At 59.3% G+C, this 15,311-nt stretch carries 15 protein-coding genes; 8 read left to right on the top strand and 7 right to left on the bottom strand.

The genetic code is table 11. The annotated features are described in order from the left end of the window. Positions 1–116: 116 nt before the first annotated feature. Positions 117–419 carry a YebG family protein gene (locus AAHA39_RS03555; RefSeq protein WP_320654804.1) on the bottom strand — a complete coding sequence of 101 codons (303 nt, stop codon included), beginning with the start codon at positions 417–419 and terminating at the stop codon, positions 117–119. 169 nt (positions 420–588) lie between these two features. Between AAHA39_RS03555 and AAHA39_RS03550 the strand changes: the two genes are divergently transcribed. Continuing rightward, complete coding sequence (locus AAHA39_RS03550; protein WP_320654806.1) at positions 589–1,464, top strand: esterase/lipase family protein; 876 nt, start codon at positions 589–591, stop codon at positions 1,462–1,464. A gap of 85 nt (positions 1,465–1,549) precedes the next feature. Here the strand turns inward: AAHA39_RS03550 and AAHA39_RS03545 are convergent, their stop codons facing one another. Next, positions 1,550–3,523 carry an SDR family oxidoreductase gene (locus AAHA39_RS03545; RefSeq protein ID WP_320654808.1) on the bottom strand — a complete coding sequence of 658 codons (1,974 nt, stop codon included), beginning with the start codon at positions 3,521–3,523 and terminating at the stop codon, positions 1,550–1,552. Positions 3,524–3,771: 248 nt separating this feature from the next. Here AAHA39_RS03545 and AAHA39_RS03540 point away from each other — a divergent pair, with 248 nt between their 5' ends. The 4 genes from AAHA39_RS03540 to AAHA39_RS03525 all read left to right on the top strand — a co-directional run bounded on the left by AAHA39_RS03540 (position 3,772) and on the right by AAHA39_RS03525 (position 7,070). Next, the gene (locus tag AAHA39_RS03540) at positions 3,772–4,344 is read left to right on the top strand and encodes a phasin family protein (protein ID WP_042030972.1); all 573 of its coding nucleotides are present in this window, start codon (positions 3,772–3,774) and stop codon (positions 4,342–4,344) included. Positions 4,345–4,425: 81 nt separating this feature from the next. Continuing rightward, positions 4,426–5,613, top strand: a complete 1,188-nt coding sequence (locus tag AAHA39_RS03535) for a patatin-like phospholipase family protein (protein ID WP_215801257.1) — start codon at positions 4,426–4,428, stop codon at positions 5,611–5,613. A 1-nt stretch (position 5,614) separates the two neighbouring features. Further along, positions 5,615–6,256: a TetR/AcrR family transcriptional regulator gene (locus AAHA39_RS03530; protein WP_320654815.1), complete on the top strand. Its 642-nt coding sequence runs from the start codon at positions 5,615–5,617 to the stop codon at positions 6,254–6,256. 25 nt (positions 6,257–6,281) lie between these two features. Then, a complete protein-coding gene (locus AAHA39_RS03525) occupies positions 6,282–7,070 on the top strand; it encodes a hypothetical protein (RefSeq protein WP_320654817.1) in 789 nt (262 codons plus the stop codon). A 92-nt stretch (positions 7,071–7,162) separates the two neighbouring features. On the opposite strand, the gene AAHA39_RS03520 is transcribed toward AAHA39_RS03525, so the two are convergent. Then, on the bottom strand, positions 7,163–8,593 hold the full coding sequence (locus AAHA39_RS03520; protein WP_124242914.1) for a wax ester/triacylglycerol synthase family O-acyltransferase: 1,431 nt from the start codon (positions 8,591–8,593) through the stop codon (positions 7,163–7,165). 261 nt (positions 8,594–8,854) lie between these two features. Then, complete coding sequence (locus AAHA39_RS03515) at positions 8,855–9,190, bottom strand: polyhydroxyalkanoic acid system family protein (protein WP_108570551.1); 336 nt, start codon at positions 9,188–9,190, stop codon at positions 8,855–8,857. A 258-nt stretch (positions 9,191–9,448) separates the two neighbouring features. On the opposite strand from AAHA39_RS03515, the gene AAHA39_RS03510 reads away from it, so the two are divergent. Further along, the gene (locus AAHA39_RS03510; protein WP_320654824.1) at positions 9,449–10,177 is read left to right on the top strand and encodes an FFLEELY motif protein; all 729 of its coding nucleotides are present in this window, start codon (positions 9,449–9,451) and stop codon (positions 10,175–10,177) included. A 258-nt stretch (positions 10,178–10,435) separates the two neighbouring features. Here AAHA39_RS03510 and AAHA39_RS03505 read toward each other — a convergent pair whose 3' ends face one another. Genes AAHA39_RS03505 through prpB form a run of 3 tightly spaced genes read right to left on the bottom strand, consistent with a single transcriptional unit; the run spans position 10,436 to position 13,917 of the window. Continuing rightward, on the bottom strand, positions 10,436–11,881 hold the full coding sequence (locus AAHA39_RS03505; RefSeq protein ID WP_320654826.1) for a bifunctional 2-methylcitrate dehydratase/aconitate hydratase: 1,446 nt from the start codon (positions 11,879–11,881) through the stop codon (positions 10,436–10,438). Positions 11,882–11,891: 10 nt separating this feature from the next. Beyond that, the gene (gene prpC / locus AAHA39_RS03500; RefSeq protein ID WP_042030963.1) at positions 11,892–13,019 is read right to left on the bottom strand and encodes a bifunctional 2-methylcitrate synthase/citrate synthase; all 1,128 of its coding nucleotides are present in this window, start codon (positions 13,017–13,019) and stop codon (positions 11,892–11,894) included. Positions 13,020–13,029: 10 nt separating this feature from the next. Next, positions 13,030–13,917 carry a methylisocitrate lyase gene (gene prpB / locus AAHA39_RS03495; protein WP_320655063.1) on the bottom strand — a complete coding sequence of 296 codons (888 nt, stop codon included), beginning with the start codon at positions 13,915–13,917 and terminating at the stop codon, positions 13,030–13,032. Positions 13,918–14,064: 147 nt separating this feature from the next. Between prpB and AAHA39_RS03490 the strand changes: the two genes are divergently transcribed. Both AAHA39_RS03490 and AAHA39_RS03485 read left to right on the top strand, forming a co-directional pair. Next, positions 14,065–14,691, top strand: a complete 627-nt coding sequence (locus tag AAHA39_RS03490; RefSeq protein WP_156852772.1) for a paraquat-inducible protein A — start codon at positions 14,065–14,067, stop codon at positions 14,689–14,691. Then, positions 14,675–15,277, top strand: a complete 603-nt coding sequence (locus tag AAHA39_RS03485; protein WP_033113812.1) for a paraquat-inducible protein A — start codon at positions 14,675–14,677, stop codon at positions 15,275–15,277. Before AAHA39_RS03490 ends, AAHA39_RS03485 begins: the two co-directional genes overlap by 17 nt. Positions 15,278–15,311: the final 34 nt, after the last annotated feature.

Genomic DNA, 15,311 nt, shown 5'->3' with positions numbered 1-15,311 from the left:
TCAATATGCACCTTTGTTAAAAAATTCTCGGGGTAAATAGCCTTAGAAATGGTGATAAATGCAATTTAAGTGAATGATGTTCAAGCCGTTACCCCGATAGGCCACCAAAAAACTGTTTATGCCACCTGTTTGAGCGCCTTCTCCTTGCGCTTGGCTGCGGGCTCTTCCTCCCTGTTGCCAGTTGCCGCAACCTTGCCACCACGCAGCAGGTTTTGCAGCTGATCACGCTGCTCGGCGAGGTAAAACGCCAGACTCTCCTGCTGCTCCGGGGTCATCTCGACAGGAGCGCCGGCAAGCAGTGCCATCAGCTCATCGGCGGTATCCAGCAGTTTGTCATAGGCGTCCGCCTCTTTCTTGCTGGCAAAAGTCATTTTTTCCACTCCCCCACGAACCACAACATATTTGATTTCAACAGCCATGATGGCCTCCTCCTGATGATGATGAGATAAGTATATGTATGGATATACAGTATTGCAAATATCCTGACACGGTAATGAGAAAGGGCTATATCGGGGCAAGCGTGACGGGGCCTGCAGGGTAGAAAAGCGTCATTTGACTTCTATAGCTATGTCGCCGGATCATGGGGTCATGACGATCGTACGACACCTGTTTATTCTGCTGATGGTTGAGGTGCTGCTCATTGGGAGCATCGCCCATCTGGTACTGGATTTTTCATGGTTGGTCACTCTGCTGTTCGTGATCTTGGCCCTGCTCACCCTGCGTTGCCTGGTGGTACTCGGTAGCTGGCTATTTACCCGCTTTTATCCCTCCCCGGCCATCGGTATGTCGGCGAGAGTAAAGATGATGGCGCGCGAGATGCTCGCCTATCTCTACACCTTTACTTGGTTGCTCCCCTTCGAGCCGCTGCTGATGGCGCCAGACAGGCTGCCTCCCGGCAGACGGCCGGTACTGCTGGTGCATGGCTATGGTTGCAGCCGCGGCATCTGGCGTACCCAGCGCGCCCGGCTGGAAGCTGCGGGTCATGTGGTCGCTACCATTACCCTGACGCCGCCATTTGGTCATATCGACGAGATGGTGCCGCTGCTGGCCAAGCGAATTGACGATGTGCTCGCGACAACCGGTGCCAGCCAGCTGGTGCTGATCGGCCACAGCATGGGGGGGTTGGTCTGCCGCGACTATCTGGCGGTCCATGGCGGCGACAAGGTGGCAAGCCTTATCACGCTGGCAACGCCCCATCAGGGCAGCCAGCTGGCGATGCTGGGGGTGGGTGCCAATGCGCGGGAGATGGAGCCGGGCTCTGGCTGGTTGCAGCGCTTTGCTTCTGTGCCGCTCTGCGTTCCCGGGATCTCGGTGCGCACCAGCCACGATAACGTGGTTATGCCGCAGGAGCGCCAGCGTCTGGCGGGCATGGAAGATATCGAGTTGGCCGGCATTGGCCACCTCACCCTGCTCTACTCGCGCCGCACTACGGCGCTGCTGCTCACTCTGCTGGCTCGTAATTAGTCCATAGGCAATCAGCTCACAATAAAAGAGCGGGCCCGAATGTTCGGGCCCGCTCTGTTTTTATCTTCCTTTCATCTGTGCTGGCTTAGAAGTGGATCCCCTTGATAAAGGTGGAGACGGCAACCTGATCGGCGGTGGCCTTGGACTTGTCGCCATCCTTGGGATCGGCAAAGGTGCGGAAGCTGGTGTTCATGATGACCTGGGCGACGCGCGGTGCCAGAGCGTGAACCACCTGACCAAATACCCCGAGGCGAGTAGCCAGACGAACGTGCTTGTTGATGATGGTATCGCATACCAGATCGGCCGCTTCTTCCGGCGTCATCATCGGTACCTGCTCATAGACCTTGGTCGGTGCGACCATCGGCGTTTTCACCAGCGGCATATTGATGATGGAGAAGCTCACCCCTTTATCGGCAAACTCGGAGGCGGCGGTACGCACCCAGGCATCGAGGGCAGATTTGGAGGCAACATAGGCGGAGAAGCGCGGCGCATTGGTCAACACCCCGATGGAGGAGATGTTGATGATGTGCCCTTTTTTCTTCTCGATCATAGTGGGCAGCACCCCCATGATCACCTTGAGCGCGCCGAAGTAGTTGAGCTGCATGGTGCGTTCAAGATCGTGGAAGCGATCGAAGGAGTCCTCGATGGAGCGGCGGATGGAGCGGCCGGCATTGTTGACCAGAATATCGACGCCGCCGTGATCGGCCACGATGCGAGCGGTGATCTCCTCGGCCTGGGCCAGATTGGAGAGATCCCCCTGATAGATCTCGATGGTCAGCCCCAGCTCGGCAAACTCGGCTTTAGTCTCTGCAATCTTCTGCTCGTCGCGGGCGATGGTCACGACGTTGGCCCCCGCCCCCGCCAGCTTGCGTGCGGTTGCACGGCCAATGCCGGAGGTGGCTCCGGTCACCAGCACCACCTTGCCCTCTACCCGACCACGCAGGGAGCGATCGATGAAGAGCTCCGGGTCAAGGTGGCGCTCCCAGTAATCCCACAGCCGCCAGGCGTAGCTGTGCAGCGGCGGCACTTCGATACCGGTCCCTTTCAGTACCCGCTGGGTTTCGCGACTGTCGAAACGGGTGGGATAGCTGATAAGGCGGAACACATCCTTGGGCAGACCCAGATCGGCGATGGCGGCATCGCGGATGCGGCGCACCGGCGCCATGGTCATCAGCATGGCGGTCAGGTGGCGGGGAATGAAATTAAAGAGAGAGGCATTGATACGGATAGCAGGCTCCGGCGCATGGGCGGCGCGGGAGAAGGTGCTCAGCATGTCGCCAACCCGCATCGGGTTGGGGTCGGTTAGATGGAAGGTTTTGTTCTCCTCTCCCTCCTGATGGGCGATATGTACCATGGCATCGACCACAAAGTTGACCGGCACTATGTTGATGCGCCCGCCCTCAACCCCGATGGCCGGCATCCAGGGCGGCAGTAGACGGCGCAGCTTCTGTATGGTCTTGAAGAAGTAGTAAGGGCCGTCGATCTTGTCCATCTCGCCGGTATTGGAGTCACCGACAACGATGCCCGGGCGGTAGACCCGCCACGGAATGCTGCACTCGTTGCGCACAATCCCTTCCGCTTCGTGCTTGGTCTGGAAATAAGGCATGTCGAGGTGTTCGGCTTCATCGAACATATCCTCGCGAAACAGACCATCAAAGAGACCGGCGGCAGCAATAGAGCTGCAGTGGTGGAACTGGCGGGCCGCGAGTCGTTCGGCCAGCTGCACGGACTGACGGGTTCCTTCGGTGTTGACCTGCTGCTGGATCCCCGCCTTGGCGTTGAGATCATAGATGGCAGCCAGATGGAAGAAGTGGTCGATCTTGCCGATCAACTGCTCCTGTATCTCGGCCGATACCCCCAGCAGCGGTTGCGTCATGTCGCCAAAAACCGGGACCGCGCGCGATTCATCCACATTCCAGAATGAGAACAGCTCTGGCAATTTTTCCTGATGAGAAGAGCGCATCAGAAAATAGACGGTACAGTCGGGATGCTGTTGGAATAGCTTTTTGATCAATCGACGCCCGATAAAACCACTACCGCCGGTAATGAAATAGTTCATAAAGAGAATCCTGCTACTGATTAGGGTGTTACTAGGTTGTTAGATATATCACGATTCATATGGAAATCCGCAATTTGATTGTCGGTTCGTGAGCAAACCCTAATTTCGGTAGTGTGCCTGTTCCGTTATTAGGTAGAACCCTCTATTTTTTGTCCCTAGACTGAAGTTGAAAAATCAGTAATGCCACAACCCGATTGCAGTTTCGTTGTCGCCATTACATTTATCTGTCGTTATTCAAGGAGAAGATCATGGCTAAAAAACTTAAAGCGCTGGCAGGTTCAGTGACCGACAACCAACTCACCTCCACCATCAAAGAGTCCACCCAGCAGATCTGGTTGGCCGGTCTGGGCGCCTATGCCAAGGCGCAGGAAGAGGGCGGCAAGATTTTTGAAGCGCTGGTGCAGGAAGGTGAAGCGCTGCAAGCCAAAACCCGTCAAAGCGCCGACGAGAAGATTGCTGCGGTAGCTGACAAGACTGCCGGTACCTGGGGCCGTCTGGAGCAGGTGTTCGAAGATCGCGTTGCCCGCGCTGTAGCCAGTCTGGGTATCCCGACTCGCAAGGACATCGACAAGCTCTCCAAGCGCATGGCCGAGCTGACCGAAGTGGTGCAACAGCTGCTGGATGCCCAGGACGAAGAGGCCCCGGCCGCTGAAGCCAAACCGGCAGCCCCGAAAAAAGCGCCGGTCAAGAAAGCTCCGGTAAAGAAGGCGCCGGTCGCCAAGGCTAAAGAGGCTGTGGTTGAGCAGGCTGCTGACCTCCTCTCCGCGGCAGAAGATGCAGTCAAAGAGGTGAAGGCCAAGGCCGAGAGCGTTCTGCCGTAATCCGTCTCGATGGCAAAGAGTGAGCATCACCGGCCCATGCCCAGCGCTGGGCCGGTTTTCTATGGATAGGGAGGAGGCTCTATGAGTACGGTAGCAATCGCCCTTGCCGGTGGCGGGCCGCTCGGTGGCATCTACGAGATCGGTGCCTGCGCCGCCCTCTCCGACAGCATCAGTGGCCTGCGCCTTGAACATGCTGACATCTATGTCGGCGTCAGCTCGGGGGCCGTGGTGGCATCGGCGCTGGCCAACGGCATCTCGGCAGAAAAGCTGGTGCGCATACTGCTCAGCGATGACTCCGGCGAGATGTTTGATCCCGCCACTCTGCTGCGTCCCGCCTTTCGTGAATACGCATTGCGACTCGGCTCCATCCCGCCTCTGGCGCTGGAGTGCCTGATGCGCTATCTGGCTGCCCCCTGGAAACGCAGCCTGTTTGAATCGCTGCAAGGTCTCTCCAGGGCGATCCCGACCGGACTGTTCGACAACCGCGGGGTGGATCGCATCCTGACCCAGTTCTTCTCCCGTCCCGGTCGCAGCAACGATTTTCGCCAGCTAAACCGCCGTCTGTTCGTGGTGGCGACCGAGCTGGATACCGGCCATCCGGTCGCCTTTGGCGGGCCGGGACTCGACGATGTGCCCATTTCGGCGGCCGTGCAGGCCTCTGCGGCACTGCCCGGCCTCTTTCCCCCCTCCTTGATCAATGGCCGTTACTATGTCGATGGCGCCCTGATCAAGACCCTGCACGCCTCGGTGGCGCTGCAGGAGGGGGCAGATCTGGTCTTCTGCATCAATCCGCTGGTACCCTTCGATGCCGGTATGGCGCCCGGAGAGCCCACCAATCTGGTGGATAGCGGTTTGCCTGTGGTGCTGGCCCAGACCTTCCGCGCCATCATCCACTCGCGGATGCATGTGGGGATGGATCGCTATCGCCATCAATACCCCAATGCCGATGCGCTGCTGTTTGAGCCATCCCCCGCCGATGGCGAGATGTTTTTTACCAATGTGTTCAGCTATCGGGATCGTCGTCGCCTGTGCGAACACGCTTTCCAGCACACCCGTCGTGATCTCTGGCAGCGTCGCCACGAGCTGGCCCCCATCCTGGCCAGGCATGGCTTCGAGCTCAATTTGAAGGCGCTCGCCGACCCCGACCGCACCCTGCTGGCCCCCAGCAGCGGCTCGGTCGCGGCCCTCGACAAGTCGCTGGAGCAGCTGCAACACTGGCTCGCCAGGCGTTATCGCCGTGGCGTACGTCGTCCACACGTGAAGGAGTAGCATGGATCGCAAGCCCAAACGCCGTACCCGGGAACGGATCCTGAGCACTGCCCTCGCCCGCTTCAATCTGCTGGGCGAACCCAGCGTTACCACCTCGGCCATTGCGGCCGAGATGGAGATAAGCCAGGGAAATCTCTACTACCACTTCCACAACAAGGAGGAGATCGTCAATGCCCTGTTCGACGAGTTCGAGCAGGAGATGGAGCGCCTGCTCGATGCGGTCAGCGCCCCGTCCGATGAGCCCGAGGATATCTGGCTCTTCCTCCACCTGATGTTTGAAGCCATCTGGAAATACCGTTTCTTCTACTACGATATCTCCACCCTGATGAATGGCTACCATCGGGTCGAGCAGCGCTTCTCCGCCCTGCTGCGCCGCAAGGAGCAGACAGCCATCACCATCTGCACTCACCTGCAGACGGTCGGCCTGATGGAGGGAAGTCCCCAACAGCTGCGTTCACTGGCTGCCAACGTGGCGCTGGTGGGCACATTCTGGATCTCGTACCAGCGGGCACTGCACCCCCGGAACGACGCCGATATTGCATTGGGCGTCTTTCAGGTGATGCAGCTGGTCGCCCCCTATCTGCGGGACGATGCCCGTGTTCATCTGGGCGCTCTCGCCCACCACTACACCGAAAAGGTTTGACTCAAATGCTACAGGGAGAACAAGCATGACCACCTCACAACTCGAATTTGTCCCCTTCCCCTACGCGGATGCGGCCTATGACTATGCTGGCCAGAAGCTGGCCGATAACTGGGAACGTCTCCATCAGGGGGATGCCGAGCCATGGCCGGAAGATGAGCAGGTACAGGATGCCTGGCGGGCCTATCACGCAGGGGATTTTGCCCAGGCCGTCGCCCTTGGCGAAGCGGCCGGTGAGGCGGGTCTCAATGTGGCGAACAAGGCGCTGGTGATCCACGCCAGCTACCTGCTGGAGGACAAGTATGCCAAACGTGCTGCCTTCGAGTGGGCGGCCAGCCATGCCGAGAAGCTGCAAAAACGCCAGCCTGACAATGCCAACGCCTGGTACTTCCACGCTCTGGCCCTTGGCCGTTACAGCCAGGTGATCTCCATCTCCAAAGCCCTCTCTCAGGGCATTGGCGACAAGATCAAGGCAAGCCTGGAGAAGGCGCTGGAGATCGAACCCGACCACGCCGAAGCCCATATCGCCTTTGGTGCATGGCATGCCGAGATCGTCGACAAGCTGGGCGCCATGATCGGCGGCCTCACCTATGGTGCCAAGAAGGAGGAGTCCGAGCGTCACTTCAAGGAGGCGCTGGCACTGATCCCCGACTCCGCCATCGCGCGGATGGAGTATGCCAATGCCCAGGTGATGCTGCATGGCAAGAGCCGCCTGAAAGCGGCCGAAGCTCTCTATGCCGAAGCGGCCGAGTGCGAGCCGATGGATGCGATGGAACGTCTCGATGTGGAGGCGGCGCGCGAAGAGCTGGAGGATTAATCCCCTGCTTTACGCAGCTGCGTCAAACAACAGATAGCAAAGAGGCCAACCCGCGGGTTGGCCTCTTTTTATCGGGATTTTTACGTACCGGATCAGCCCAGTAGCGCATCAAGGCCGTTCGGATCGAACAGCAACTCTGGCTCCAGCAACACCAGCAGCAGAAGTTGTTCAAACTCCACGGCGAAGCGGTCGACAACCTTATCAGGATCAGGTACCAGCTTCTTGTCGGTGATAAGCCCCAGCTGCACGCCGTGATCGTAGGAGAGGATGGAGACGCCGACGCCGATATCCCCTGCCTGTGGCACCCAGAACAGCGGCTGGCGCAGGCGCGCACCGGCCAGATAGAGGGTCTGCTGCGGGCCCGGCACATTGGTGATCACCGCGCTGGCTTTGGCCGCCAGCAGATCGACCGCCTGCTGTTGTACCGCTTTGGGCGCCATGCCAAGACCATGGAGCAGATTGAGCACCACAACCGGCTGCAGCGAGCTGCGCAGTGCCTGCATTCGATCTCGCACCGCATAGAGGCGTTGCAACGGATGGGCGATATCGAGCGGCAGATCGAGGGCCACCAGCCCGAAGCGGTTGCCAAGGGCACCGTCATCGTCTGGGGATCGCATATTGACCGGCACCAGGGCGCGAATTTCGATGTTGTCGACATCGTCACCCTTCTCTTCCAGGTAGTGACGAAACGCACCGGCGGTGGCGGCGATCAGCAGGTCGTTGACCGAGCAGCCCAACACTTTGCCCACCGCCTTGATGTCGGGCAGCGGGATCTGTTCCGACCAGGCAACCCGCTTGCTGCTGCCTGTCTTGCCCTTGAGGCGGGAGGATGAATCATCGCCCAGCGTCGCAATGTTGCACAGCTCGCTGGCCACATCGCGACCGGCTTTGAGGTAATCCACCGCTTTGGTGGGATGGGTCAGCACCTCGACATATTTGGACCAGAGGGTGCCGGTCAGCTTGAGGCCCGCCTTGACCAGCCGACTGCCGTGGGGCGTGTCGTCATCGTCCTCCTCATCGGCGGGCTCCGGCGCCGCCTTGGGACGGATGGGAGTGACCGGCTGCGGCGAGTTGTCCATCATGGTGAGCATGGCCCGCACCAGCGAGAAGCCATCCCCCATGGCGTGGTGTATGCGCACCACCAGCGCCTGACCGCCCAGCGAGGTGTCGGTCAGGTGCATGTCCCACAGGGGACGCTGGTGGTTGAGCGGTGTCGAGGCGAGATCGGCCACCAGCTTCTCCAGCTCGATTTTGCCCGCCTTGCCGGGCAGGATCACCCGCTTGAGGTGCTGGTCGAGATCGAAGTCGGGATCATGGCGCCAGCAGTAGGATCCCCCCTCCAGCACGGCTCGCTGGTGGAAGCGGGGCTGTACCGAAATGGTGTGGCGCAACCCGTTGCGCAGACGCTCTTCATCAAGCTGCCCTTCAAACATCAGAACGCCGATGATCTGCATCAGGTTGTTGGGTCTGTCCATGCGTAGCCATGCGGTATCAACGCAAGAGATAAATTCACTCGTTGGCATGCTGTTTCCCTGCAAAATGAAATTGTCGAGACAGCCAGAAACCTTCTCCCTTCATCTCGCAATGAGCGGAAAACGTAATTAAAGATGAGGTGGTCAGGCCGGCTCGAAATATTAAGTACGAAAAGTGATGGCTATATTAAATATCCAAAATGCATTGCTAAACATTCACCGAACAATAAGCAGAGAGTCGAGCAGAAATAGCCTGTTCAATACATGTCTTACTCTCTTCACCGCTATTTTAAATGGCGGGTGAAATTGGTTTCATACCCGTTTCGGGCAGGGTAATCGATTCTCCACATAATCGAGGATCTCCTGCTCCAGCACACTGCGTACCGGCAGCAGCATCAGGCCAAGATGAACATCGAGCTGCAAATTATCCTCATCGAGAATGAGCGAACCATGAACGCCCGAGCCACGAAACCGCAATTCGGTCTCCTCTTCATCCGCCCATTCACAATCCAGTTGATAGTTTTCGCACATGTCCTGGGCAATGGCTTCTGCGGCCACCCGGGCACCGGCCAGCCCCAGCGGGTGCTGGCGGCTGATCTGGATGGTTGAGAGCCCGCGACTGCCAGCGAGCGAATCGTATAGAAACATGATGAGTACTCAGGGTAATGACATATCTGTTGATATTAAACACATGTTCACAACAAGTGAAAGAGTCATTTACATAAATGGGACTCACTTAACAGTGTCTGCCGTCATGGCAAGGGTTGGCGTGGCGCAGGATTTATTCCCGGCCGCCTTCAGGCTACACTTGGCAGTGAAGAAGGTGTAAAAACTGTTTGTTTTTCATTCGGTTGTCTATTTCGAATCTATAACTCCGCCCTGTTACACACAATCAGAGAGCTGTCGATGACCCATCAATCCCACTCCCCCGATGACGAGAGCACCCTTGGCCAGCTCTATCGCCAGCTCAATCGGGTGGCGGCTTTGCGCGATCAGATGCGCAGCCATCCGCAAGATATGCAGGATCGGGACTGTTTGCGTCAGTGGCAGGCAGACCGGCTGGGGCGCACCCACAGGGATTTGCTGGAGAGCGACCGTTATGGGCCGGCCGCCCGCTTCTTTCTGACCGATCTCTACGGGCCGGGTGACAGCGCTCGCCGCGATGCCGACGTGATGCGGGTAATGCCAACTGCCGAGCGGCTGTTGCCGGAGTCCGGCCACAAGGTGCTGGCACAGGCGATCGAGCTCGACGCCCTTTCCGAAGAGCTCGATTACCTGATGGTGGTGGCGCTGCGCCGCATTGGCGGGCTCAATCCCATTACCGCCGAACACTACACCATCGCCTATCGCGCCGTGGGTGAGCAGGCGCGTCGGGAGCATCAGATTGCGCTGGTGAGCCAGCTTGGCATGACGCTGGATCGGCTGGCGAGAAAGCCGCTGCTGGGGGCAACCCTCAAGCTGGTCTCGGGCCCGGCCCATCTGGCAGGGCTTGGCGAGCTCTTCTCCTTTGTCGAGCGGGGTTATCAGGTGTGCCATCACATGGGGCGTGCCAACGAGTTTCTTGAAACCATCGCCAGTCGCGAGACGGTGATCATGACGGCGCTCTTTAGCGGTGATAGCAGCGTGCTGGCTTAAGCTCGGTAGACGAAGATTGTTGCAAATAAATCGAGTTGAAATTGGTCATTGTTGCGTCAGTGAAACAGCGCGCGGGAAGCGGATCGTTGCCGTGGTGGTGACACAACAACAACGCAAGGCCCGATCGTTGGGAACAGACAGATGCAGCAATGTCTGAACGTCTGATTGTGCAAGAGGTTGCCAGATAACCGTTGCCAGACGACAAAGCGGGCCGCTGGGCCCGCTTTTCGTTTATCGCTGTTCGCCTGTAGATATCGGTCAGATCACCAACAGATCCATAAAGGCGTGTACCGGGGTGGCAGCAAGCCGTGACCCATCCTGACAGAGGGCCAGAATGTCGCTGACCCGTTTGGCCGGGAAGCGGGTGGCCAGGTTGTGGCGGAACTTCTCTATCAGCAGCGGGATCCCCTCCTCGCGGCGGCGACGATGACCGACCGGGTACTCCACCTCCACCTTGGCGGTGTGGGTGCCGTCCTTGAAGAAGACCTGGATGGCGTTGGCAATGGAGCGCTTGTCCGCCTCCAGATACTCGCGGCTGTATCGCTTGTCCTCCTGCACAACCATCTTGCCGCGCAGCCCATCGATGCGGGGATCGGCAGCCACGGCGTCCTCGTAATCCTCGGCGATGAGGCGACCGAAGATGAGCGGCACCGCCACCATGTACTGCAGGCAGTGATCCCGATCGGCCGGGTTGTTGAGGGCGCCGACCTTGCTGATGATGCGAATGGCTGACTCGTGGGTGGTGAGCTCGATACGGTCGATCTCGTCGAGCCGCCCCTTCACCTGCCCATGCAGCTTCATGGCGCACTCCACCGCGGTCTGGGCATGGAACTCGGCGGGATAGGAGATCTTGAACAGCACGTTCTCCATCACATAGCTGCCGTACCCCTGATGCAGGGCGAACTGATTGCCCTTGAACAGCACGTCGTAGAAACCCCACTTGGGGGCGCTCAGTACGCCGGGATAGCCCATCTCGCCGCTCATGGTGATAAGGGCGAGGCGCACAGCGCGAGAGGTGGCATCCCCCGCCGCCCAGCTCTTACGCGACCCCGCATTGGGGGCATGGCGGTAGGTCCGCAGGCTCTGGCCATCGACCCAGGCCTGGGAGACCGCATCGATCACCTGATCGCGGGTGCCCCCCAGCATATGTGTCACCACGGCGGTACTGGCAACCTTGACCAGTACCACGTGATCGAGACCGACCCGATTGAAGGAGTTCTCCAGCGCCAGCACCCCCTGAATTTCGTGGGCTTTGACCATGGCCACCAGCACATCGGCCATGGTGAGCGGCGCCTTGCCCTCGGCCACGCGAGTACGGGAGAGCCAGTCGGCAGTGGCCAGAATACCGCCCAGATTGTCGGAGGGATGACCCCACTCGGCGGCCAGCCAGGTGTCGTTGTAATCAAGCCAGCGGATGATGGCACCGATGTCCCAGGCTGCCTTGACCGGGTCGAGGCAGAGCTGGGTACCGGGCACCCGGGCACCATGGGGCACGACAGTACCGGGTACGATGGGGCCAAGGTGCTTGGTACACTCGGGGAAGCGCAGGGCCAAGAGGCCACAGCCCAGCGTATCCATCAGGCAGTAACGGGCGGTGTCGAGAGCCGCCTTGCTGGTAATGGGGTGGTTGCAGACATAATCGGCAATATCGACCAGCACCTGATCGGGGTCTGGTCTGTGGTTGACGTCGACGTTGGCGGACATCGTGACTTCCTTATCGTTGTTGTAGAGAGACAAAGTGACGGGGGGCCGGGCCGACATAATCGGCGCTCGGACGGATGATCCGGTTGTGCTCGCGCTGCTCCATCACGTGGGCGCACCAGCCGGTGACCCGCGAGCAGACGAAGATGGGGGTGAACAGCTTGGTCGGGATCCCCATGTAGTGATAGGCGCTGGCATGGAAGAAGTCGGCGTTGGGAAAGAGCTCTTTCTCCTCCCACATCACCTTCTCCGCCTCGCAGGAGACGCGGTAGAGGCGATCATCACCCACAGCCTCGGCGAGTTTGGCCGACCACTCCTTGATGATGACGTTGCGCGGATCCGAGGTGCGGTAGATGGCGTGGCCAAAGCCCATGATCTTCTCCTTGGCCGCCAGCTTGGCCAGCAGTTCGCGCCTTGCCTGCGTTTCATCTTGCCAATCTTCGATCATCGCCATGGCCGCCTCGTTGGCCCCGCCATGGAGCGGGCCGCGCAGGGTGCCGATGGCGGCGGTGATGCAGGAGAACATGTCGGAAAGGGTCGAGGCGCAGACCCGCGCCGCAAAGGTGGAGGCGTTGAACTCATGCTCGGCGTAGAGGATGAGAGAGACATGCATCACCCGGCGCTCCAGCTCGCTCGGCGCTTTCTGGTGCAGCAGGGCCAGAAAGTGGCCACCGATACACTCCTCGTCGCTGTCGAGGGCAATGCGAACGCCTTCGTGGCTGAACTTGTACCAGTAGATCAGAATGCCCGGAAAGGCGGCCAGCAGCCGATCCGCCACTTCGTGTTCATGCTCGAAACCATCTTCCGGCTCCAGATCGCCGAGCATGGAGCAGCCGGTACGCAGCACATCCATCGGATGAGCATCGGCGGGAATGCGCTCCAGCACCTCCAGCAGCGCCGCCGGCAACGTGCGCAAGCGGCGCAGCTCGCGTTTGTAGTCGGCCAGTTGCTGGTTACTCGGCAACTCTCCCTTCAGCAGCAGATAGGCGACCTCCTCGAACTGGGCGCTATCGGCCAACTCCTTGATGTCGTAACCGCGATAGGTAAGCCCGGTGCCGCTCTTGCCCACGGTGCAGATACTGGTCTCCCCTGCGCTTTGGCCGCGCAGACCAGCCCCGCCCAACGGTTTCTGTTGTCCCATAAGCTGCCTCCTATTCCTTGGCTGAAAACAGACGATCCAGTGTCTGCTCGTAGTGGTGATATCCGAGGAAGTCGTAGAGCGACTCCCGGGTCTGCATGGTCTCCACGACGGCGCGTTGATGGCCATCCTGGCGAATATGGTGATAGACGTTGAGGGCTGCCTGATTGGCGGCCCGGTTGGCACTCAATGGATAGAGCACCATGTCGACCCCGTGGGCGGCGAGCTGCTCCTTGTCAAACAATTCGGTTTTGCCGAACTCGGTCATGTTGGCAAGGATGGGCACTTTGGCCACCTGCTTGAACTGGTCGTATTGGGCCAGTTCGGTCACCGCCTCGGCGAAGATCATGTCGGCCCCGGCGGCCACATAGGCGGCGGTGCGCTCAAGAGCAGATTCCATCCCCTCCACCGCCAACGCATCGGTGCGAGCCATGATGACGAACTCGCTATTCTCGCGAGCATCCACTGCCGCCTTGATCCGATCGCACATCTCCTCAAGCGTGACCACCGCCTTGTTAGGACGGTGACCGCAGCGCTTCTGGGCAACCTGATCTTCCATATGGACAGCGGCGACACCGACCCGTTCGAACGCGCGAATGGTGCGGGCGATATTGAACGCCCCACCCCAGCCGGTATCGATATCGACCAGCAGCGGCACTCGGGTGGCAGCAGTGATCCGCTCTGCATCGATCAGCACGTCGTTAAGGGAGGTCATGCCGAGATCCGGCAATCCGTAGGAGGCGTTGGCGACTCCGGCACCCGAGAGGTAGATCGCCTGAAAGCCGCTGCGCTCGGCCATCAGCGCCATATAGGCGTTGATGGTGCCGACGATCTGTAGTGGCTTTTCGTTGGCAAGAGCGGTGCGAAAACGCAGCCCTGCCGAGGGGGGCAAACTGGACATCATGACTCCTTTCATCTGTCTGGTTTGACCATCTAATATCACGTTTACGTTAACGTCAATTATACTTTCGTAACATTAAGGAGGCAGGCAAGACAGGGAACCGGTTTTAGGGTAAATTTCACCAATTGCTTCAACAGGTTGAATTGTATGATGGAGCCCGGTTCCGTGATCGTCTGTCCGGCGTGCGACTTGCTTATCCAGCGCAAGGCGCTGCCGCTGCGTCGTCATGCCCACTGCCCTCGCTGTCACCAGCATCTCTATGGCCGTTATGCTTTTCGTCCCTCCCAATTGATGGCGCTGACCATCACCGGATTTCTGCTGCTCCCCTCCGCCTTTTTCGAGCCCCTCATCTATCTGCGGCTGGCTGGCGTCAACTCCGATGCCAACTTGTTGCACGGGATTTTTGTGCTGTTTGGCGAGGGGGAGTTCTGGGTTGCCTCTCTGGTGCTCTGGTGCGCCGTGCTGGCCCCCATCGGTCTGTTGACCGGGATCTTTGCGCTGGCATCGGGCCTTGCCAAACGCTGGCATCTCCTTGCGCCAACCTTGAAGGCCGTCGAAGTATTTCGTCACTGGGCCATGCTGGAGGTCTATATCGTCAGCCTGCTGGTTGCCCTGTTCAAACTGATCGATATCGCCGATGTCAGGTTGGGGGGCGGGCTGCTCAGCCTCGGCATTCTGATGCTGCTCAACATGAGTTTGCTGATCCTCTTTGATCCGTCCCCCTATTGGGATCGGATCCCGCTCAAGGAGAAAGGCGATGACCAGCGCCCGTGAGATGGGGCTCTGCCGCTGCCATACCTGCGGCCTGCTGGTGCGTTATCAGGCGGGGTGCGTCTGTCCACGTTGCGATAGCAAGCTGCAGGTGCGGATCCCTCATTCGCTAGCCTGGTCGTGGGGCTTGCTGGCGCTGGCCACCTTTATGCTGCTCCCCGCCAACCTGCTGCCCATCACCCACTTCTATAACAAGGGACTATTGCAGTCAGATACCATCTTCAGTGGGATCCTGATGCTCTATCGCAGCAAGATGAGCGGGATTGCCACCATAGTGCTCACCGCCAGCATACTGGTACCGGTGGGCAAGATAATCGGGTTGGCGTGGATCTGCTGGCAGCTGCAACGGGCCAAACCGGTGCGGCGCAAGCGCCAGCTCTTGATGTATCGAGTGATCGACTTTATCGGCCGCTGGTCGATGCTGGATCTGTTTGTCATTTCGCTGATGGTGGCGCTGGTCGATCGCGGCGTCATGCTGAGCGTCCGCGCCGGTCCCGGCGCAACCGCTTTTGCCGGCGTGGTGGTATTGACCATGATGTCGGCCCGCATGCTCGATACCCGGCTGCTTTGGGACAAGGCGGCCCGTTGATGCGTTTTCTGTTTCTGTCTGATGGGCGGCTGCG

This window comes from Aeromonas sp. SE22 (assembly GCF_038739755.1).
Classification (GTDB): domain Bacteria; phylum Pseudomonadota; class Gammaproteobacteria; order Enterobacterales; family Aeromonadaceae; genus Aeromonas; species Aeromonas jandaei.
This window is presented reverse-complemented; position numbering and strand designations above follow the sequence as displayed.